The organism is Arthrobacter sp. IK3 (genome assembly GCF_051337705.1).
GTDB classification, from domain to species: domain Bacteria; phylum Actinomycetota; class Actinomycetes; order Actinomycetales; family Micrococcaceae; genus Arthrobacter_B; species Arthrobacter_B koreensis.
Window position 1 is genome coordinate 300,339 of sequence record NZ_JBPPSW010000004.1, and the last position, 20,816, is coordinate 321,154.

The following is a 20,816-nucleotide window of genomic DNA, read 5'->3' on the forward strand; positions in this document are numbered from 1 at the left end:
TCTCGATGGGGAGAGAGTTAGAGGGAACTCTCGGAAATCGGCTGCCATTCGCCGGTCACCAGATAGTTGACCTTGCGGGTCACGGACACGCCGTGGTCCGCGAAGCGCTCGAAGTACCGGCTGGCCAGGGTCAGGTCCACCGTGGTCACGGGGGAGTTGTTCCAGTCCGCGGAAGCCACGGCCTTGAACACGCTGGCGTGCAGTTCGTTGATGCGCGTGTTGTGCGCGTAAATGTCCTTGCTCAGCTCGAGGTTGCGGGTCTCGAGCAGTTCGGTGAGCAGCTCGGAGATGGCGATGTCCAGGCGCGCCATTTCCTTGAACGTCTCCACCATGTTCTCCGGCACAACGTTGGCCGGGTAACGCAGGCGGGCCAACTGCGCGATGTGGCGAGCCAGGTCACCCATGCGCTCCAGGGAGGCGCTCATCCGGAGGGATCCAACAATCATCCGCAGGTCGCTCGCCACCGGCCCCTGCAGGGCGAGAACGTCGATGGCCCGCTCGTCGAGGTCGTTCTGGAGGAAGTCAATGCGGGCATCAGCGGCGATGACATCCTGTGCCAGCTCAGTGTCGGCCGTCTCGAACGCCTGCGTGGCCTTCTTCATCGCCTCGGTGACGAGCTGTGAAATCTGGGTCAGCTCCTCACCGATCTGGTGAAGCTCGGCCTGGAAAACCTTGCGCACTTAATGCGTCCTTTCGATCAACTCTTACAGGGCCGCGAAACCAGCTTTGCGGCTGTATTTATGCTGCCAGCGTCTGGTTAACGGTCGGCCCTCTTGAAGTGAACGTTAGTTTAACGGTTGGGCGAATGCCACCGGAGTGCCCGCCGGCACAAATACGTCAGCCTAAGCTAGGACTGTGAATCCTGTACTGCTGGGCCTGCTCTCAGGCATCCTCGGCCTAGCCGTGGGTGTGTTCGGCGTCGTCGCCTATATCTCCAGCCAGCGGCACCGCCGTGACCTGGCCGAAGTGGACGAGCCCGCCCTGTCCGAGGGCGCGGCGGAAATCCTGGGCGTTCTGGGCCGTGCCTACATTGTGGTGGACGGGATCGACGGCGTGGTCCGGGCCAGCCCCGGCGCCTATGCCTTTGGCCTGGTGCGGGGGCACACGCTGATGCAGGAAGAGGTGCTGGAGCTTACCGCCAGGGTGCGCCGGGACGGGGTTATCGAAGACCGCAACGTCGAACTCAACCGCGGCCCGCTGGGCCAGGGGAGCCTGATCCTGCAGCTGCGGATCGCCCCGATCGCCGAGGAGTACATCCTGATTCTCGCCGATGACCGCACGGAAGCGACCCGCACCGAGGAAATGCGCAATGACTTCGTTGCCAACGTCTCCCATGAACTCAAGACGCCGGTGGGCGCCATTTCCCTGCTGGCGGAGGCAATCGACGACGCCGCTGCGGACGAGGAAGCCGTGCGCCGGTTTGCGAAGCGGATGCACAAGGAAACGGTGCGGCTCTCCGCTTTGGTACAGGACATCATTGAACTTTCAAGGCTCCAGGGCACCGACATGGTGGACCACGCCGAGCCGGTGGACATCACGGAACTGGTGCACGACGCCGTCGAAGCCAACCGGCTGCCGGCGGAACGGCGGAACATCACCGTGGTAGTGGGCGGCTCCGCCGAGAACCCGGTCTACGCCGACGGTCCCATGCTGACCACCGCCTTCCGGAACCTGATCGACAACGCGATCCGGTATTCGCCGGAGGGCAGCCAGGTGGGCGTGGGCATCCGGTCCCGTGACGGCCTGGCCCAGGTGACGGTCACGGACCGCGGCCCCGGTATCGCCGCCGAAGACCAGGAACGGGTCTTCGAGCGCTTCTACCGCATCGATGCCGCCCGTTCCCGCAACACTGGCGGCACCGGCCTGGGCCTGAGCATCGTCAAGCACGTGGTTTCGAACCACGGCGGCGAGGTGGGCCTGTGGTCCCAGCCGGGACAGGGGTCGACTTTCACCGTGCGGCTTCCGGAGATGGAAGCGGCGGATAACGAGGACACGGCGGACAGCCCGCCGCGGATAGACGGCGCATCCGCGCCGGCCGGCAAGGAGTAAGTTGAGCAGGATCCTGATTGTGGAGGACGAAGAGTCCTTCAGCGACCCTTTGTCCTACCTCCTGGAACGGGAGGGGTTCGACGTCGCAGTGGTGGACAACGGCCTTGACGCCGTTGCGGAGTTCGACCGTTCCGGAGCGGACCTGGTGCTCCTGGACCTGATGCTGCCCGGCCAGTCCGGCACGGAGGTATGCCGGCAGCTGCGCCAGCGGTCGGATGTGCCCGTCATCATGCTGACGGCCCGCGACGCCGAGATTGACAAGGTGGTGGGGCTGGAGCTTGGCGCCGACGACTACGTGACCAAACCCTACTCATCCCGCGAGCTCCTGGCCCGGGTGCGTGCGGTCCTGCGCCGCCGCAGCGACTCCGGAGACCTCAGCGGCTCGACGGTGCAGGCCGGACCGGTCCGGATGGACGTGGACCGGCATGTGGTCAGCGTTGACGGGACGCCGGTGACCCTGCCGCTGAAGGAGTTCGAGCTGCTTGAAATGCTGCTGCGGAACTCCGGGCGCGTGATGACCCGGGGCCAGCTGATCGAGCGGGTCTGGGGAGCGGACTATGTAGGGGACACCAAAACCCTGGATGTCCACGTCAAACGCCTCCGGGCCAAGATCGAGCCGGATCCCTCGGCCCCGCAGCACCTGGTGACCGTGCGCGGGCTGGGGTACAAGTTCGAGGCCTGACCCCCGCAGCGAAAAAAGGGTCCGCCCGGGAGAACCGGACGGACCCTTTTTACGTAGCTGGGTGCTGTTACGGAGCAGGCGTTTCGGTTGCCTCACCGGTTGCTTCGTCGCTGCTCGCCGGAGTGGGCTGCGGGGTGGGCAGGTAATCGCGGTAGTACGGAACCTGGCCGTCGACGACGGGCACGTTCAGCTCGGCGCTCTCTGAACCGTCCGTGGCTTCGGCACGGATGCCGGTGCCCGGAACTACGCTGACGGCCTCGACCAGTACCTCGGACTGCGGGGCGTCGTCGTAGACAACCTTGCCGCCGCCGGGGATGTTCCAGGAGAGCTCGGAGCCGCCAATGGAAAGCTCGAAGTTGATCGGGTCGGAGGAGTCGTTGACCACGGTGCCCATCAGGCGTCCCGGCTCGCCGTCGCCGTCGCTGACCACCAGGATGTTACGCAGCTGCAGGTCGCCCAGGTCCTGGACAATGCCGTCGGACGGGGAGTACTGCATGGTGGTTGCCTGATCGTTCACGGCACTGCAGCCGGTGGCGCCCAGCAGCGACAGCGCAATAACACCGGCGGCGGCAGCGTTCCGCGTCCGGTTCCTGGTTGTGAAAATCACAGCACAAACTCCTGAAGGGTGGCGGTCGGAGGACCGAGGGGACGTTTGCTCCTAGCCTATCGGCAAACCCCCTAAAACATGGATTTAGCGACGTCAGGGGGCTGATCCCGACTACTCAGCAAGCTACCGGCTGGAGGCCGAATAGTACTCAGTTTTGGGCCTCGGCCCGCTGACCTGCGAAAACTCTTCTCGGCGTGTCGTCCCCATGCTAAACTAGGGTTCGGGAAAGGGGAAAGACCACATGGTTTTTGAGGTTGGCGAAACAGTTGTTTACCCTCACCACGGTGCCGCGAAGATCGAAGAGATCAAGATGCGAACCATCAAGGGCGAAGAGAAAATGTATCTCAAGCTCAAGGTGGCACAGGGTGATCTGACCATTGAAGTACCGGCTGAGAACGTTGACCTCGTTGGGGTTCGTGACGTCGTAGGCAAGGAAGGCCTCGAGCATGTTTTCGATGTCCTCCGTGCTGAACTGACCGAAGAACCCACTAACTGGTCCCGCCGTTACAAGGCAAATCTGGAGAAACTCGCTTCGGGCGACGTCGTCAAGGTTGCAGAGGTCGTCCGCGACCTGTGGCGCCGCGACCACGACCGCGGTCTTTCCGCGGGCGAGAAGCGCATGCTCGCGAAGGCACGCCAGATCCTCATTTCGGAGCTTGCCCTGGCCGAAAAGACTGACGAGGACCAGGCTGCCGCTGTATTGGACGAAGTCCTCTCCAGCTAATTCCTGATTCACGTTGCCGGTCCGCTGCCAAGCGGGCCGGCAACGCTGGTTTAACACCCCTTTTGTCCCTTCCGGCAAGCGCCGCACGTGCCATGGCACTAGGCTTGAGCCGTGTCTGAAACCATTCCCGGCCCCTACCGCGTGGGCGTCATCCTGGTGGCCGGCGGGTCCGGCCAGCGCCTCGGCTACGGCATGCCCAAGGCCCAGGTTCCCCTCGCCGGTGAAATGCTCCTGGCACATGCGCTGCGCGGAGTCGATGCCTGCGGGGTGGCCTCCGCCATTGCCGTAGCCGTGCCCGCAGCGGATACCGCGCTCCGGGCACTGTGTGCCGCCACGCCGCTCAGCTGCCCCATCGACGTAGTGGACGGCGGTGCCACGCGCGCCGACTCAGTCCGCGCCGCGCTCCACGCCCTCCCCGAGGACCTTGACGCGGTGCTGGTTCATGACGCCGCCCGGGCGCTTGCGCCCGCCCAGGTATTCCACCGGGTCGCTGCCGCCCTGGCTGCCGGAGCCCAGGCGGTCATCCCGGCCGTCCCGGTTGTGGACACCGTAAAGTCCGTCCAGCTGGCAGGTGCAGACTCCCCGGCCCCGGCGCAGGTCACCGGCACACCGGACCGTTCAACCCTGCGAGCCGTGCAGACACCGCAGGGATTCGAAGCGAGCCTCCTCCGCCGCGCCCACGCTGCCGCCGCAGCATTCGACGAACAGCAGGCCGCAGCCGTCACGGATGACGCCATGCTGGTGGAAAGCCTCGGCGTTCCGGTCCACGTTGTGGAGGGATCCGACATGTCCCTGAAAATCACCACCCCGCTTGACCTGCTTCTCGCCGAAGCGGTCCTTTCCGGCGGCACCGCCATGCAGGAGGACTAAGAACCGTGGAAGCACTGCCCCGCACCGGCATCGGTACCGACGTCCATGCCTTCGCGCCGCTGGATGCGCCGCGGCCGCTCTGGGTCGCCGGTTTGCTGTGGGAGGGCGAACGAGGGCTCGCCGGGCATTCCGACGGCGACGTGGTGGCGCATGCCGCCGCCGATGCCCTGTTCTCCGCAGCGGGAATCGGAGACCTCGGCACCCACTTCGGCACCGACCGCCCGGAGTACGCCGGCGCGCCCGGAACCGTCCTGCTCGCTGAAGCCGCCCGGCTGGTCCGGGAAGCAGGCTTCCGGATCGGCAACGTGTCGGTGCAGCTGATCGGCAACCGGCCCAAGTTCAGCCCCCGCCGTGCCGAAGCGGAAGCCATCCTGACGGAGGCCGCCGGAGCTCCCGTCAACGTCTCGGCCACCACTACGGACGGACTGGGATTCACCGGCCGCGGCGAGGGAATCGCGGCCGTGGCGACCGCCGTCGTGGCAGCGCTCTGACTGCCCGGCGGGGACCGTAACCTGCCTGCGGGCCCGGCGGGCGGCACGCGGTAGCCTAGAGCAGTGAGCCTGAGATTCTATGACACAGCAAGCGCGCAGGTCCGGGACTTTGAGCCCCTCGTTCCGGGGCAGGTCAGCCTGTACTACTGCGGTGCCACCGTGCAGGGACTGCCGCATGTGGGGCACATCCGCTCCGCGATCGCGTTCGACCAGCTCACGCGCTGGCTCCAAGCCCGCGGCTTCCGCGTCACCACCGTCCGCAACGTCACGGACATTGATGACAAGATCCTGGCCAAGGCGGCAGCGTCAGTAGGCGCGGAGCCCGCCGACGGCGTCGTCCCCGACGAACAGTGGTGGGCACTGGCCTACCGCTTCGAGCAGGAATTCTCCCGCGCGTATGATGCGCTGGGTGTCCAGCGGCCCACCTACGAGCCGCGCGCCACCGGCCATATTCCCGAAATGCACGCACTGATCCAGCGGCTGATCGACGCCGGGCACGCCTACCCCGCCCTGGACGACTCCGGTGACGTGTACTTCGATGTCCGCTCCTGGCCGGCCTACGGCTCGCTGACCCGGCAGAACATCGACGACATGCAGGCAGCGCCCGACGCCGATCCCCGCGGCAAACGCGATCCGCGTGACTTCGCGCTGTGGAAGGGCCACAAGGACACCGATCCGGAGACCGCCGCCTGGGACAGCCCGTGGGGACGCGGCCGTCCCGGGTGGCACCTTGAATGCTCGGCCATGGTCACCAAGTACCTCGGCCCGCGCTTCGACATCCACGGCGGCGGCCTTGACCTGCGCTTCCCGCACCATGAGAACGAGATGGCCCAGTCCCAGGCAGCCGGTGACGGCTTCGCCAACTTCTGGATGCACAACGGCATGGTCACCTTCGAGGGCGAGAAGATGTCCAAGTCCATCGGCAACACCATCAGCCCGGCGCAGATGCTCGCCGAAGCGTCTCCGCGCGTGGTGCGCTACTACCTGGGACAGGCGCACTACCGCTCCGTCCTGGACTACCGTCCCACCTCGCTGCAGGAAGCCGCGGCGGCGGTGGAACGCATCGACGGGTTCATCGCGAAGGCTGCGGCCAAGGCGGGGACCGACGGCGCGGCCGCCGGTCCGCAGGACCTTCCCCAAGCGTTCGGTACTGCCATGGACGATGACCTCAATGTGCCGCAGGCCCTTGCCGTGCTGCACGAAACGGTACGTGCCGGCAACACTGCGCTGGCGGCGTCGGACCTTGATGCAGTCCGTACCGCACTGTTCCAGGTCCGCGCCATGACCGCCGTCCTGGGGCTGGACGCGGTGCAGTCCGCGGGCACGTCCGCCGGACCGGAGCACGCAGCGCTGGACAGCCTGATCCAGGACCGCCTGCTTGAACGCAGCCAGGCCCGTGCCGCCAAGGACTGGGCCCGTGCGGACGCCATCCGCGACGCCCTGTCCGCGGCCGGCGTGGTCGTCGAAGACACGGCAGACGGCGCCGTTTGGTCGCTGGAACACCGGTAGCGGTCAGCCCTGGGCTAACACCTCACGGGCTGCGCACACAGGTTTGGATGGCCTGCGTAGACTAGAAGTAGTGCTTTCTTCTACTTAAGGTGTATTACCCATGGCCAACCACGGACGACCCGGCGCGATTCGCAAAGCCAAAAAGGGCCCCAGCCAGGGCACCGGCGGCCTCGGGCGCAAAGCCCTCGAAGGCAAGGGACCCACCCCCAAGGCTGAAGACCGGCCCTACCACAAGGCATACAAGAACAAGCAGCTGGCCGAGCGCTCAGCCGCCAAGCACGGCGGACAGCGTTCCGGCGGCCGCAACGCTCCTGCCCGCGGCAAGGTCGCCGAAGAAGTGGTCACCGGCCGCAATTCGGTAGTCGAAGCCCTGCGTGCCGGGATCCCGGCGAAGGCCCTGCACGTGGCCGTGCGCATCGACATGGACGACCGCGTCCGCGAATCCCTCAAGATGGCAGCGGAACGCGGACTGCCCGTTATGGAAACGCACAAGCCCGAACTGGACCGCATGACCAACGAGGCGGTCCACCAGGGCCTGGTCCTGCAGATCCCGCCGTATGAATACGCTGATCCGATCGACCTCGCCGAGGAAACCCTCCAGGCCTGGAAGAAGGGCCACATCGCCAATGCCCCGCTCTTCGTGGCACTGGATGGAATCACCGACCCCCGCAACCTCGGCGCGATCATCCGCTCCGCGTCCGCGTTCAGCGCCCACGGCGTGATCGTTCCTGAGCGCCGCTCCGTTGGCGTCACGGCCTCGGCCTGGAAGACCAGCGCCGGTGCAGCCGTCCGGGTTCCCGTGGCACGCGCCGGAAACCTGAATAACACGCTGAAGACTTTCAAGAAGATGGGCATTTTTGTCCTCGGACTGGACGGCGACGGCGACGTTTCGCTTCCGGACCTGGCACTGGCCAAGGAACCCGTCTGCATCGTGGTGGGCTCCGAGGGTAAGGGCCTGTCCCGTCTTGTGGGCGAAAACTGCGACCAGATCGTTTCAATCCCGATCGACTCGGCCATGGAATCCCTGAACGCCTCCATGGCAGTCGGGATCACCCTGTACGAAGTTTCACGTCAGCGTTCCGCCTGAACCTAGCGGGGCGCCGGAAGAGGCAGCATGGCACACGTCGTAACCGGAGGTAGGCAGACTCCCTCTGAACGGGTCTCCCGGGCTTTTCCCCTGGGAGTCCACGACAGCGTGGCCGGCGTCCCGGAGGTTCCGGGCGCCGTCAACGTGTCCGTCTACGCCCCCGGGCTGGAGGCCGTGGACGTCTGGTTCGAAGAGCAGCCCGGGCAGTGGAGCTCAACCCTCCTGGACGGGCGCTCGGCCGGGGTGCACCACGGCCGGGTGGAGGGACTGCGCCCTGGAATCCGCTACGGGTTCTGGGGCCATGGAACAGCCCTGCCGGCCGAGCCGGGTTCTTTCCAGCTGCTGCTCGACCCCTACGGACGCGGCATCGACACAGTCGAACGGGTGGGGGGAAAACCGCTGTACTTCTCCGTCGCCACGTCACACCGTTTCGACTGGAACGGCGACGAGCTGCCGCACACCCGCTGGCGCGATTCTGTGATTTACGAAGCGCACGTCCGAGGCATGACCAAGCTGAACCCGGCGCTTCCGGAAGACCTGCGCGGCACCTACGCAGGAATGGGCCATCCCGAAACGATCAGGTATCTGAAGGAACTGGGCATCACCGCGGTGGAACTGCTGCCGGTCCATCTCCACATTGACGAACGCCACCTCCAGGACCTGGGACTGAGCAACTACTGGGGCTACAACACCCTGGGTTACTTCGCCCCGCACCTTGACTATGCCACCCCGACGGCGCAGGCCGCCGGCCCCCAAGCTGTGCAGGACGAGTTCAAGACCATGGTTCGGGACCTGCACGCTGCCGGGATCGAAGTGATTCTCGACGTCGTCTACAACCACACGGCCGAAGGCACGCAGGACGAACCAGCCCTGTGCTGGCGCGGCCTGGGCGAACAGACCTACTACCGGCATGACGCCGAGGGCCGGTACGTTGACACCACCGGCTGCGGCAACAGCCTGGACTTCAGCGAACCCCGCGTCATCCAGATGGCTCTCGATTCGCTGCGCTACTGGGTCAGCGAGTACCACGTGGACGGATTCCGTTTCGACCTGGCACCCACCTTGGCCCGGGACGCCGACAACCGCTACGACCGCAGGCACCCGCTGCTGGTGGCCCTCGCCGCAGATCCCGTAATGCACGGGATCAAGCTGATTGCCGAGCCCTGGGATCTTGGTCCGGACGGCTGGCAAACCGGGAACTTCCCGCCCGGCTGGGCTGACTGGAATGACCGCTTCCGTGACACCGCCCGCGATTTCTGGCTGGTGGACCAGGCAACCCTCGCGGCAGGGGCGCCGGCGGGTTCACTGGCCCGGCTGGGCACCGCACTTGCCGGATCGGCAGACCTGTTCGCCCGCTCCGGCCGCACGCCGCTGTCCTCCGTGAACCTGGTGACCGCTCATGACGGATTCACCCTCGCGGATCTCACTGCGTACAACCACAAGCACAACGAGGCCAACGGCGAAGAGAACCGTGACGGTTCAAGCCACAACCGCAGCTGGAACCACGGCGTGGAAGGCGAGACGCCGGACCCGCAGGTGCGCAGGCACCGCGAACAGACCGCCCGCAACCTGATGGCCACCCTGCTGCTCTCCGTCGGCATCCCCATGATCACCGCCGGCGACGAAACCGGCCGCACCCAGCAAGGAAACAACAACGCCTACTGCCAGGACAATGAGACCGCGTGGCTGTCCTGGGACCACGACGACGCCGCGCAGCGCATGTTTGACGCCACGGCAGCGCTGCTGCGCCTGCGCCGGGAATTCCTGTCCCTGCAGCCGTACGCGTTCCCGGCTGATCCGCGGGATGCCTTCCTGCTCTGGTTCGACGCCGCGGGCGAGCCAATGACCGATTCTGCCTGGCATGACCCGGGCTGCCGGGTGCTCCAGCTGCTCATCGGGTCCGGACGCGGTGACCGCGCAGGCCTGGTGGTGATCAACGGCGGCCTGGAGGCCGAAGACGTTGTGCTCCCCGGCCGCCGGACGCTGGACGAAGCCGGCGTGACCGCGAACGGCGGGCACCTCTACGAGCTGGTGTTTTCCACGGCAGACCCGGACGGCCGCCGGAAGGGCGCCCGCCTGGCCTGCGGGGAGAAGGACCGGGCTGCCGGGAACTCCGTCAGCGTCTACCGCATCTGAAGTCGTGGCCGCAGCGGCTTAGGCGTTGGCTACCAGGCCGAGTTCGGCCTTGGACGCCAGCCCCGGGTGGTTCGGCAAAACCCGGACGGTGTAGCCGAACGGCCCGGCCAGTTCTATGTGCATCTCGCCCGAGTAGAGGTACCGGCCGGAGCCAAGGTCCTCCGCCACGCTGAGCTCCAGGAGCTGGTGGTCGCTGAGGTTATCCGCCTCGGAGACCTTGCCGTAGGCCGCTTCCACCACCACGTCCGAAGGCTTGAGCGAACCAAGGTTCACGTAGGCCTGGACGGTGAGCCGGTCGCCGATCTGCGGTGCGTCGGAGATGCCGATGGAGTCGACATGCTCCACGGCCACCCCGCCCCAGGCGTCCCGGACCCGCAGGATCCAGGCCGCCAGGTCCTTGGCCGCCTGGTACTGGTCCGCCGCCGCAGCCCGGCCGGACTGGCAGGCCGGACGGTACAGGTTGTTGACGTAGTCCCGCAGCATCCGGTTGGCGGAGACCTTCGGTCCCAGCTCCGCGAGCGTGTGCTTCACCATTTCAAGCCACTCGTGCGGCAGCGCGTCCGCCGGGGCCTCCGAGGGACCGGCAGACCCGGCGTCGGAGGACGGCTCCTGGCCGTAGAACAGCGGAGCAACCGTATTCTCCAGCAGGTCGTAGAGGGCAGCGGCTTCAATGTCGTCTCGCTGGTCCGCGGTGTACAGCTCGCGGGTGTGGATGCCGTCGCGCGGATTGGCCGAGGGGATCGCCCAGCCGTTCTCGCCGTCGTACATCTCATCCCACCAGCCGTCCATGACGGACAGGTTCAGGCCGCCGTTGATGGCGGACTTCATGCCGGAGGTACCGGAGGCCTCCAGCGGCCGGATGGGGTTGTTCAGCCAGACGTCACAGCCGGGGAAAAGGGTGCGGGCCATGGCGATGTCGTAATTGGGAAGGAAGACAATCCGGTGCCGCACCTCCGGATCATCGGTGAACTGCACCAGGTCCTGGATCATCCGCTTGCCCTGCTCATCGGCCGGATGGGATTTGCCGGCCACCACCAGCTGCACCGGGTGGTCCGGGTGCAGCAGCAGGGCCTTCAACCGGGCGGGGTCCCGCAGCATCAGCGTCAGCCGCTTGTAGGTGGGGACACGCCGGGCAAAGCCGATGGTCAGGATGTCCGGGTCCAGTACGTCGTCGGTCCAGCCCAGTGAGGCGTCAGGGGTGCCGCGCTTGCGCCAGGCGGCGCGGACGCGGCGGCGGACGTCGTCGATCAGGTTGCTCCGCAGCCTGCGCCGCAGGTCCCATAAACGCTCGTCGCTAACTTCGTAGGCGCGGGTCCAGTCGCGGTCATGCACGGTGCCGACGCCAAACTCCTCCTGTGCCAGGCGGGTCAGCTCCGGATCCACCCAGGTGGGCACGTGCACGCCGTTGGTTACGGACGTGATCGGGATCTCCGAGACATCGAACCCGGGCCAGAGACCGGAGAACATGGCCCGAGAAACCTGGCCGTGCAGCTTGGCCACGCCGTTCGCACGCTGGGCCAGGCGCAGTCCCATCACGGCCATGTTGAAGACATTCGGGTCCCCGCCTTCATAATCCTCCGCGCCGAGTGAGAGCACCTTGTTCGTGGGCACCGACTGGGCCAGGCCCGCATTCAGGAAGTGCCGCACCTCGCCGACGTCAAAGCGGTCGATCCCGGCGGGAACCGGAGTGTGCGTGGTGAAGATGGTGGAGGCCCGCGCCGCCGTGAGCGCTTCCTCCCAGTGCATCCCGGTGTCCATCAGCTCACGGATCCGCTCCACCCCGAGGAACCCGGCATGGCCCTCGTTGGTGTGGAAGACCTCCGGTGCCGGCGCTCCGGTCAGGCGTTCAAAGACACGCAGCGCCTTCACACCGCCCATGCCCAGCAGCAGTTCCTGCTGGAGCCGGTGGTCTCCGCCGCCGCCGTACAGCCGGTCCGTGATGCCGCGCGCCGCGTCATCGTTCCCGCGTACGTCCGCGTCCAGGAGCAGCAGCGGAACGCGCCCGACGTCGGCACGCCAGATCTGCGCCATGAGGTGCCGCCCGTTGGGCAGCGGCAGGCTGATCCGTGCCGGGGTGCCGTCCTCTTCGCGCAGCAGGGTCAGCGGCAGGCCGTTGGGGTCCAGGACCGGGTAGGTCTCCTGCTGCCAGCCGTCGCGGGAAAGCGACTGCTTGAAGTAGCCGGCCTGGTACAGCAGGCCGACGCCGATCAGGGGAACGCCAAGGTCCGAGGCGGACTTCAAATGGTCTCCGGCCAGGATTCCCAGGCCGCCGGAGTACTGCGGCAGCACGGCGGAGATGCCGTATTCGGGGGAGAAATAGGCGATTGAGCGGGGAGCGTCCTCACCGAGGGACTGGTACCAGCGGGGTTCGGTGAGATAGCGCTCCAGGCCCTCGTCCAGGGACCGGATGCGGCCTACCAGGTCAGGGTCGGAAGAGATCCGTTCAAGGGTCTGGCGGCTGACCATGCCCAGGGCGCGGACGGGATCATGGCCGCTCTGCGCCCAGATCTGCGGATCCAGGTCATTGAACAGCTCCCGGGTGGGCTGGTGCCAGCTCCAGCGCAGGTTGCCGGCAAGTCTCGCCAGCGGCGCGATGCTGTCGGGGAGGACGGTGCGGACGGTAAACCTTCGGATTGCCTTCACCCCCGTTAGGCTAGCGCAGAACGCCGCGGCTGTGTCCTCTGTCACCCAAAAGCAACAGGGATTTAACCCCAGTTTTCCCATCCCCGCCCGGACGTGCGGGGATTCCGGGCATGTGCGCCCTGACCTGTGACGATGCGGCAAAAAGTACGTGCCCTTAGCAATCTGCCCTGATTGTCGCTAACGTCTAGTCTGTGACCACATCCAGCGCGTTGCCATCTAATGTCCAGCCCGCCGCGGAACTCCGGTTCGGCCGGATTCCGATCCTCAACGTGTCCCCGGTGATCCAGTGCGGCCGCTTCGCCGCCAAGGCTGTTCCGGGCGAAGACCTTGTTATCGGCGCCACGGTCTTCCGCGAAGGCCATGACCTCGTGGGTGTCACGGCCGTGCTTTACGACCCGCAGGGACAGGAAGTCGAGCGCCGCAGAATGCATCCGGTGGGGCAGGGCCTGGACCGCTGGGAAGGGTTCCTGCGTCCTCCGACGACAGGGGAGTACACCTTCAGGGTGGAAGGCTGGGCTGACCTGTTTGGCACCTGGCACCACAATGCCGAAGTGAAAATCGGTGCCGGAATCGACGTCGAGCTCATGCTTGCCGAAGGTGCCGTCCTCTTCACTGCAGCCGCCGAAGGCAGGAACGGGGAAGACGTCGCCGTGCTGCGGGAGACTGCCCGGGTACTCGAGGACCAGGCACTGGATCCCGGCATGCGGCTCGCCGCGGCCAGCCGTCCGGAACTTGTCCAGGTGCTGGACCGGGAGCCGATCCGGGACCTGGTGACCGCCTCCCAGCGTTTTCCCATCAACGTTGAACGGGACCGTGCGGGACGCGGCGCCTGGTACGAGTTCTTCCCGCGCTCCGAAGGCGCCTCCTTTGATCCCGCCACCGCTGCATGGACCTCCGGCACCTTCCGGACGGCAGCCCGCAGCCTGGACCGGGTTGCCAGGATGAACTTTGACGTCATCTACCTCCCGCCGATCCACCCGATCGGCACCAACTTCCGCAAAGGTCCGAACAACACCCTGGTTGCCGGGCCGCAGGATCCCGGATCTCCATGGGCGATTGGCGCCGCCGAAGGCGGACACGACGCGATCCATCCGGACCTGGGCACCTTCGAGGACTTCGAGTTCTTCGTCGAGGCCGCAGCGGGCCTGGGACTGGAAGTCGCCATCGACCTGGCGCTGCAGGCTTCGCCGGACCATCCCTGGGTCAGCGAACACCCGGAATGGTTCACCACCCGGGTAGACGGCAGCATCGCCTACGCGGAGAACCCGCCCAAGAAGTACCAGGACATCTATCCGCTCAACTTCGACAACGACTACGAAGGGCTCTCCCGGGAGATCCTGCGGATCGTGCTGATGTGGATCAGCCACGGCGTGAAGATCTTCCGTGTGGACAACCCGCACACCAAGCCCCTGAGGTTCTGGGAATGGCTCATTGGCACCGTCAACCGGCAGCACCCGGACGTGGTGTTCCTGGCGGAGGCCTTTACCCGCCCGCCCATGATGCACGCGCTGGGCATGGCTGGATTCCAGCAGTCCTACACGTACTTCACCTGGCGGAACACCCGGAAGGAAATCGAGGAGTACTTCACTGAGGTCTCCCATGACACCGCGGCGTTCTTCCGGCCCAACTTCTTCGTGAACACGCCGGACATCCTCACGGAATTCCTCCAGTACGGAGGGCCGCCCGCCTTCAAGATCCGGGCTGTGCTGGCCTCCACCGCCAGCCCCCTATGGGGCATGTACGCAGGTTTCGAACTCTACGAGCATGTGGCCCGGCCGGGAGCCGAGGAGTACATCGACAACGAAAAGTTCGAGTACAAGCAGCGGGACTTTGCCGCCGCGGAATCCGAGAACCGCAGCCTGGCTCCGTACGTCGCCCGACTGAACCAGATTCGGCGCGACCACCCGGCGCTCGGAGACCTGCAGAACCTTACGGTGCATTCGAGCACTGACGAGGCCACGGTCGCCTACTCCAAACACAAGCACGTTGATCTATCCGATCCAAGCAGTAAGGACACGCTCATCATCGTGGTGAACACGGACCCGCACAGTGCCCGCGAGTGCACCGTAACCCTGGACCTTGATGCGCTGCATCTGGATCCGCAGGACTTCAACGAAGACGGCACGTTCTGGGTCGACGACCTGATCAGCGGCGCAAGCTACCGCTGGGGGCAGTACAACTACGTGCGCCTGGACGCACACTATGAACCGGCGCACGTCCTGGCTGTACGGAGGGCATCGGCATGGTAAATCCGTTCCAGCTGCACGCGCCCGGTCTGACGAACGATCCGAACTGGTACCGCAAGGCAGTTTTCTACGAAGTGCTGGTCCGCGGTTTCCGCGATTCGAACGGAGACGGCAACGGCGATTTCACCGGCCTGATCTCACAGCTGGACTACCTGCAGTGGCTCGGCGTTGACTGCCTCTGGCTGCCGCCGTTCTTCAAGTCCCCGCTGCGCGACGGCGGCTATGACATCTCCGACTACTACGACGTACTCAGCGAGTTCGGCACCATCAGCGACTTCAAGCGGCTCGTGGCAGAGGCCCATGCCCGCGGACTGCGCGTCATCATCGACCTGCCGCTGAACCACACCTCGGACAAGCACCCCTGGTTCGAGGAATCCCGGAATGATCCCGAGGGTCCCTACGGCGATTTCTACGTCTGGTCAGACACCGACCAGAAGTACGAAGACGCGCGCATCATCTTTGTGGACACGGAAGAATCCAACTGGGCCTTCGACCCGGTGCGCCGGCAGTTCTACTGGCACCGGTTCTTCAGCCACCAGCCGGACCTGAACTTCGAGAACCCGAAGGTCGTCGAGGCGGTGTTCGACGTCGTGCGCTTCTGGCTGGACCAGGGCATCGACGGATTCCGTGCAGACGCCATTCCGTACCTGTTCGAGGAGGACGGGACCAACTGCGAGAACCTGCCGGCCACCCACCGGTTCCTGAAGGACCTCCGGACCATGGTGGATGAAAACTACCCCGGCCGGGTAATCGTGGCGGAAGCCAACCAGATGCCGCACGAGGTCGTTGAGTACTTTGGCGACGAGACCGGGCCGGAATGCCACATGTGCTTCCACTTCCCGATCATGCCGCGCCTGTTCTACGCGCTGCGTGACCAGAAGGCGGCACCGATCGTCCAGACCATGGAGGAGACTCCGGACATTCCCCAGGGGAGCCAGTGGGGCACCTTCCTCCGGAACCATGACGAGCTGACGCTGGAAATGGTCACCAACGAGGAGCGCCAGGCCATGCTGGGCTGGTACGCGCCCGATTCCCGGATGCGCGCCAACATCGGTATCCGCCGCCGGCTGGCACCGCTGCTGGACAACTCCCGGGCGGAGATTGAACTGATCCACGCGATGCTGCTCTCGCTGCCCGGCAGTCCGTTCCTCTACTACGGGGACGAGATCGGCATGGGAGACAACATCTGGCTGGAAGACCGCGACTCCTCGCGCACCCCCATGCAGTGGAACCCGGACCGCAACGCGGGCTTCTCCACTGCGGATCCGGGCAAGGTCTACCTGCCGGTGGTGCAGTCGCTGGTCTACCACTACAACCACGTCAACGTTGAGGCGCAGCTGGCCAGCTCAAGTTCGCTGCTGCACTGGCTGCGGCAGATGATCATGGTCCGCAAGACCCATCCCGCGTTCGGCATGGGCTCCTACCGCAACGTCCCCACGGACAGCGAGGCAGTCCTGGCGTTCCTGCGTGAGCTGCCGGAGGACAACCCCGAAGGTGAGGTGGGGGAGACCATGTTCTGCATCTTCAACCTCTCCCAGCATCCGGTAGCCGCCACCGTGAAGCTTCCCGAATTCGCCGAACGGGGACTGCGGGACGCCTTTGGCGGAACGCCGTTCCCCGCATTCGGGCAGGACGGTTCACTGACCCTGACCCTGGGCAGCCACGACTTCTTCTGGCTCCGCCTGCGCTCGCCGCGGTCGAACACCAGCTCACCGCAGACCGAAGCAATCCCGCTGATACTTGCACCGGAGGCCACGTCGAAATGACAGACACCATCCCGACCCTGCCCGAACTCCTTACTGCCTGGCTGCCCCGGCAGCGATGGTTTCCGGCCAAGGGAAAGGATGTGGTCCTGCGCCGCGTCGGCGGCATCGAACTGGCAGACCCCGACGGCGCGGTGGAAATGCACGTCCACTTCGTCTCGGTTGAATCCGGCCGGCGGGTGGACGTCATCAGCGTGCCGGTCAGCACCCGGGCGGACCCGGTGGAGGAACTCGGCGAGTCGCTCCTGGGCATCGTTGAACATCCGGACAAGGGCCGGCAGTGGCTGTACGACGCCACTGCGGATCCCGTGTTCGTCACTGCCTGGCTTGAAAGCATGCGCTCGCAGGCCAGCTCGCTGGACGGCCGCACCCACGGGTACGCGCTGGACGGGTTCGGCGACTGGGACGCCTTTACTGAAACCCTGGCCATCCGGGTCCTGAAGGGCGAGCAATCCAACACCTCGGTCATCGCGGCGACCAGCAAGGCTCCGGTAATCGTGAAGTTCTACCGGGTGCTGGCAGCGGGGGAGAGCCCCGACGTCGTAGTCAGCGCCAAGCTCACGGAGCACGGTTCCCAGGACGTACCCGCCACCCTGGGGTGGGTCACAGGCAGCTGGGAGGACGTGTATGACGACACCGGCGCAGGGAGCTGGGTGACCGGCGACGTGAGCGTGCTCCGGGAATTCATCCCGGACAGCGAGGACGCCTGGCGCACTGCGTCCTCCGCCGCCGTTGCCGGCCGCGACTTCTCCGCCGAAGCCGAAGAACTCGGCGCCGTGACGGGGCGGATCCACTCCCAGCTCGAAGCCGCTTTCGGCGCACACCAGCCCACGCCGGCCGAGCAGCAGGAGTTCGTCACCTCCCTGGTACGCCGGCTGAAGTGGGAGTGGGAGGAAGCCCGCAGCTACGTGGGTCCGTATGACGAGACGTTCGAGAAGCTCCTCGAGACCGTTGAGCACCTGCCGTCCCTGCCCAGCCTGCAGCGCATCCACGCGGACTACCATCTGGGACAGGTGCTGCACTCGACAGGCCGTGGCTGGACGGTCCTGGATTTTGAGGGTGAGCCGCTTCGCCCCGCAGCCGAACGGAGCCTTCCGGACGTAGCCCTGCGCGACGTCGTCGGAATGCTGCGTTCAATTGACTACGCCGCAGCCGTAGCGGTCATTGGGTCTTCCGGGACCGGTCCGGAGGACCTGGACGAGCACACCGCCCGCCGGGTGCAGGCCGCCGTCTGGGCCCAGGCCGCCGCCGACGCCTTCCTGCGCGGCTACGAGAAGGAAACCGGAACACAGGTCAACCGCGCCGACCCGCTCTACATCGCGCTCTGGCTGGACAAGGCCCTGTACGAGGTCGTCTACGAGATCCGCAACCGGCCGGCCTGGATCGAGGTGCCGGCGACGGCGGCCCGCCAGGTGCTGGAAGAACTCCGGTTGCAGCAAAACCCGCCGAACGGACAGGAAACGAACCACGTGAATACAACCCCAGAGTCCGAGCCCGTCCAGCCACAGGGCACCGCCCCCGTGTCCGGGGCATCGATGTCGGGCACCGCTGCCGCCGGGGATGCCGCCGTCTCAACCGCCGCGGAAGCAGCCGGGACGGGTGAGCCGCTGCCGGTCGCGCAGGACATCCTGGATGCCGTCTCCAACGGAAGCTACTACCAGCCGCATGCGGTGCTGGGCGCCCACCTGGACGACCACGGAACGGTGACGATCCGGACGCTGCGGCCGCTGGCCAGCGAGGTCACCGCCGTCACGCCCGAGGGCCGGGTGGCGCTGCAGCACGAGTACAACGGGATCTGGGTCGGGACCATGCCGGCGCCGGTGGCGGGGCAGGTGCCGGACTACCGGCTGGAAGTCACGTACGACGGCGTTCCGCCCGCCCTGGTGGACGATCCGTACCGCTTCCTGCCCAGCCTCGGCGAAATGGACCTGCACCTCATCGGCGAGGGGCGGCACGAAAAACTCTGGACCGTACTGGGCGCCAATCCGCACCACTACAACTCGGTCCTTGGCGAAGTGGACGGCGTCAGCTTTGCGGTCTGGGCGCCGAATGCCAGGGCCGTGCGGGTGGAGGGCGACTTCAACGCCTGGGACGGCCGGGTCCATGCCATGCGCTCGCTGGGAAGCTCCGGGGTCTGGGAGATCTTCATCCCGGACGTAGAGCCGGGCTCCCGCTACAAGTTCGAAATCCTCGGACAGGACGGAGTCTGGCGGGAGAAGGCGGACCCCATGGCCAAGGGCACCGAAGCTCCGCCACTCACCGGTTCCAGGGTTGTCGAATCCACCTACCGGTTCGAGGACCAGGACTGGATGGCCGCGCGCGCCGAGCGGGATCCGCACAACGCTCCGATGAGCGTGTACGAAGTCCACCTCGGCTCCTGGCGGCTTGGCCTGGATTACCGGGAACTGGCACGCCAGCTCGCGGAGTACGTCACTTGGCAGGGTTTCACCCATGTGGAGTTCATGCCGGTCGCCGAGCACCCCTTCGGCGGTTCGTGGGGCTACCAGATCACCAGCTACTTCGCCCCGACCGCCCGCTTTGGGCACCCGGACGATTTCCGCTACCTGGTGGATACCCTGCACCAGGCCGGAATCGGCGTCATCCTGGACTGGGTGCCCGGCCACTTCCCGAAGGACTCCTGGGCCCTGGCCAACTTCGACGGCCAGCCGCTCTACGAACACGGCGACCCGATGCGCGGGGAACAGCCGGACTGGGGAACGCTGATCTTCGATTACGGACGCCGCGAGGTCCGGAACTTCCTGGTCGCCAATGCGATCTACTGGCTCGAGGAGTTCCATATTGACGGCCTCCGGGTCGACGCCGTGGCCTCCATGCTCTATCTGGACTACTCCCGGCCGGCAGGCCAGTGGCGGCCCAACCAGTTCGGCGGCCGCGAGAACCTCGAGGCGATTTCCTTCCTGCAGGAGGTCAACGCGACCGCTTACCGGCGGGTGCCGGGCATCGTGATGATCGCGGAAGAGTCGACGGCGTTCCCCGGCGTCACCGCGCCGACGAACACCGGAGGCCTGGGCTTCGGGCTCAAGTGGAACATGGGCTGGATGAACGACACCCTCGAGTACATGTCCGAGGACCCGATCAACCGGATGTATCACCACGCGAAGCTCACGTTCTCCCTCGTCTACGCCTTCACGGAGAACTTCCTCCTGCCGATCTCCCATGACGAGGTGGTGCATGGAAAGGGATCACTGCTGCGCAAGATGCCGGGCGACCGGTGGCAGCAGCTGGCGAATGTCCGCGCCTACCTCGCCTTCCAATGGGCGCACCCGGGCAAGCAGCTGATCTTTATGGGTACAGAGTTCGGCCAGGAAGCAGAATGGTCCGAGCAGTACGGCCTGGACTGGTACCTCACCGAAACGCCGCAGCACCGCGGCGTGCAGCTGCTGGTCCGCGAGCTGAACGACATCTACCGGGAAACCCCCGCGCTGTACGCCCGGGACAACGAACCCTCCGGTTTCCAGTGGATCAATGAGAACGACGGCGCGCACAACGTGCTCTCCTTTATCCGCTGGGATGGACAGGGCAACCCGCTGGTCTGTATTGCCAACTTCTCCGGCAGCCCGCACGAAGGTATCCGGGTTGGCCTGCCCTGGGCAGGGGAATGGGTGGAGCGGCTGAATACCGACGCAGTCGAATACGGCGGATCGGGCGTAGGCAACATGGGGGTAGTGCATGCGCAGGAGGGTGGGTTCGAAGGCCAGCCGGCCTCGGCTTCGCTGCGGCTTCCGCCGCTCGGCCTGCTGTACCTCACGCCCCGAAAGTAGCCCCGGCTCGAACGGTTTTGGGGAGGCGGTCGTCGCCTCCCCAAAACCGTGCTAGAGTTTATATCCGCGCAGAACGGGAAACCGGGAAGCGTGAGGGATCGCAAGATCCGCAGCAGATATCGCGAAAACAGCCGGTTTGACACGGACTGGCAAGCGGTACTAAGCTAGAAAAGTTGCTCCGGAGCGACGGAGAGCGCAAGATCCCGAGGGATCGCAGCTCTCCCGGT

General features: G+C 65.9%; 14 protein-coding genes. 11 read left to right on the forward strand and 3 right to left on the reverse strand.

Features of this window, described 5'->3' with window-relative positions; all coding sequences use genetic code 11:
- Positions 1-17 precede the first annotated feature (17 nt).
- Positions 18-680 carry a phosphate signaling complex protein PhoU gene (gene phoU / locus ACSLGO_RS07795; RefSeq protein ID WP_091608020.1) on the reverse strand — a complete coding sequence of 221 codons (663 nt, stop codon included), beginning with the start codon at positions 678-680 and terminating at the stop codon, positions 18-20.
- Between the two features lie 175 nt (positions 681-855).
- Here phoU and ACSLGO_RS07800 point away from each other — a divergent pair, with 175 nt between their 5' ends.
- Together ACSLGO_RS07800 and ACSLGO_RS07805 are read left to right on the forward strand one after the other, a co-directional pair.
- Positions 856-2,049, forward strand: coding sequence for a sensor histidine kinase (locus ACSLGO_RS07800; protein WP_436400818.1), 1,194 nt, complete (start codon positions 856-858; stop codon positions 2,047-2,049).
- 1 nt (position 2,050) lies between these two features.
- Positions 2,051-2,731: a response regulator transcription factor gene (locus ACSLGO_RS07805; protein ID WP_091608014.1), complete on the forward strand. Its 681-nt coding sequence runs from the start codon at positions 2,051-2,053 to the stop codon at positions 2,729-2,731.
- Between the two features lie 67 nt (positions 2,732-2,798).
- On the opposite strand, the gene ACSLGO_RS07810 is transcribed toward ACSLGO_RS07805, so the two are convergent.
- Positions 2,799-3,338 carry a hypothetical protein gene (locus tag ACSLGO_RS07810; protein WP_436400819.1) on the reverse strand — a complete coding sequence of 180 codons (540 nt, stop codon included), beginning with the start codon at positions 3,336-3,338 and terminating at the stop codon, positions 2,799-2,801.
- Between the two features lie 241 nt (positions 3,339-3,579).
- Here ACSLGO_RS07810 and ACSLGO_RS07815 point away from each other — a divergent pair, with 241 nt between their 5' ends.
- From ACSLGO_RS07815 to glgX, 6 genes are all read left to right on the forward strand, one after another.
- Positions 3,580-4,062, forward strand: a complete 483-nt coding sequence (locus ACSLGO_RS07815) for a CarD family transcriptional regulator (protein ID WP_055240754.1) — start codon at positions 3,580-3,582, stop codon at positions 4,060-4,062.
- 111 nt (positions 4,063-4,173) lie between these two features.
- Entirely contained in the window at positions 4,174-4,932 is a 759-nt protein-coding gene (gene ispD / locus ACSLGO_RS07820) for a 2-C-methyl-D-erythritol 4-phosphate cytidylyltransferase (protein ID WP_436400821.1), read from the forward strand.
- Between the two features lie 5 nt (positions 4,933-4,937).
- Positions 4,938-5,423 (forward strand): 2-C-methyl-D-erythritol 2,4-cyclodiphosphate synthase, encoded by a 486-nt coding sequence (ispF, locus tag ACSLGO_RS07825; RefSeq protein ID WP_152274979.1) that lies wholly within the window; start codon positions 4,938-4,940, stop codon positions 5,421-5,423.
- 63 nt (positions 5,424-5,486) lie between these two features.
- The gene (gene cysS / locus ACSLGO_RS07830; RefSeq protein WP_387006892.1) at positions 5,487-6,932 is read left to right on the forward strand and encodes a cysteine--tRNA ligase; all 1,446 of its coding nucleotides are present in this window, start codon (positions 5,487-5,489) and stop codon (positions 6,930-6,932) included.
- 100 nt (positions 6,933-7,032) lie between these two features.
- Positions 7,033-8,019: a 23S rRNA (guanosine(2251)-2'-O)-methyltransferase RlmB gene (gene rlmB, locus ACSLGO_RS07835; protein ID WP_091608000.1), complete on the forward strand. Its 987-nt coding sequence runs from the start codon at positions 7,033-7,035 to the stop codon at positions 8,017-8,019.
- A gap of 27 nt (positions 8,020-8,046) precedes the next feature.
- Positions 8,047-10,155 (forward strand): glycogen debranching protein GlgX, encoded by a 2,109-nt coding sequence (glgX, locus tag ACSLGO_RS07840; protein WP_436400824.1) that lies wholly within the window; start codon positions 8,047-8,049, stop codon positions 10,153-10,155.
- Between the two features lie 18 nt (positions 10,156-10,173).
- Here glgX and glgP read toward each other — a convergent pair whose 3' ends face one another.
- Positions 10,174-12,798: an alpha-glucan family phosphorylase gene (glgP, locus tag ACSLGO_RS07845; protein WP_386887958.1), complete on the reverse strand. Its 2,625-nt coding sequence runs from the start codon at positions 12,796-12,798 to the stop codon at positions 10,174-10,176.
- A 191-nt stretch (positions 12,799-12,989) separates the two neighbouring features.
- Between glgP and ACSLGO_RS07850 the strand changes: the two genes are divergently transcribed.
- Genes ACSLGO_RS07850 through glgB form a run of 3 tightly spaced genes read left to right on the forward strand, consistent with a single transcriptional unit; the run spans position 12,990 to position 20,589 of the window.
- Complete coding sequence (locus tag ACSLGO_RS07850; protein WP_436400827.1) at positions 12,990-15,047, forward strand: alpha-1,4-glucan--maltose-1-phosphate maltosyltransferase; 2,058 nt, start codon at positions 12,990-12,992, stop codon at positions 15,045-15,047.
- Positions 15,041-16,810: a maltose alpha-D-glucosyltransferase gene (gene treS, locus ACSLGO_RS07855; protein ID WP_091607993.1), complete on the forward strand. Its 1,770-nt coding sequence runs from the start codon at positions 15,041-15,043 to the stop codon at positions 16,808-16,810. The genes ACSLGO_RS07850 and treS overlap by 7 nt, the downstream gene beginning before the upstream one ends.
- Positions 16,807-20,589, forward strand: a complete 3,783-nt coding sequence (gene glgB / locus ACSLGO_RS07860; RefSeq protein WP_436400829.1) for a 1,4-alpha-glucan branching protein GlgB — start codon at positions 16,807-16,809, stop codon at positions 20,587-20,589. The genes treS and glgB overlap by 4 nt, the downstream gene beginning before the upstream one ends.
- Positions 20,590-20,816 lie beyond the last annotated feature (227 nt).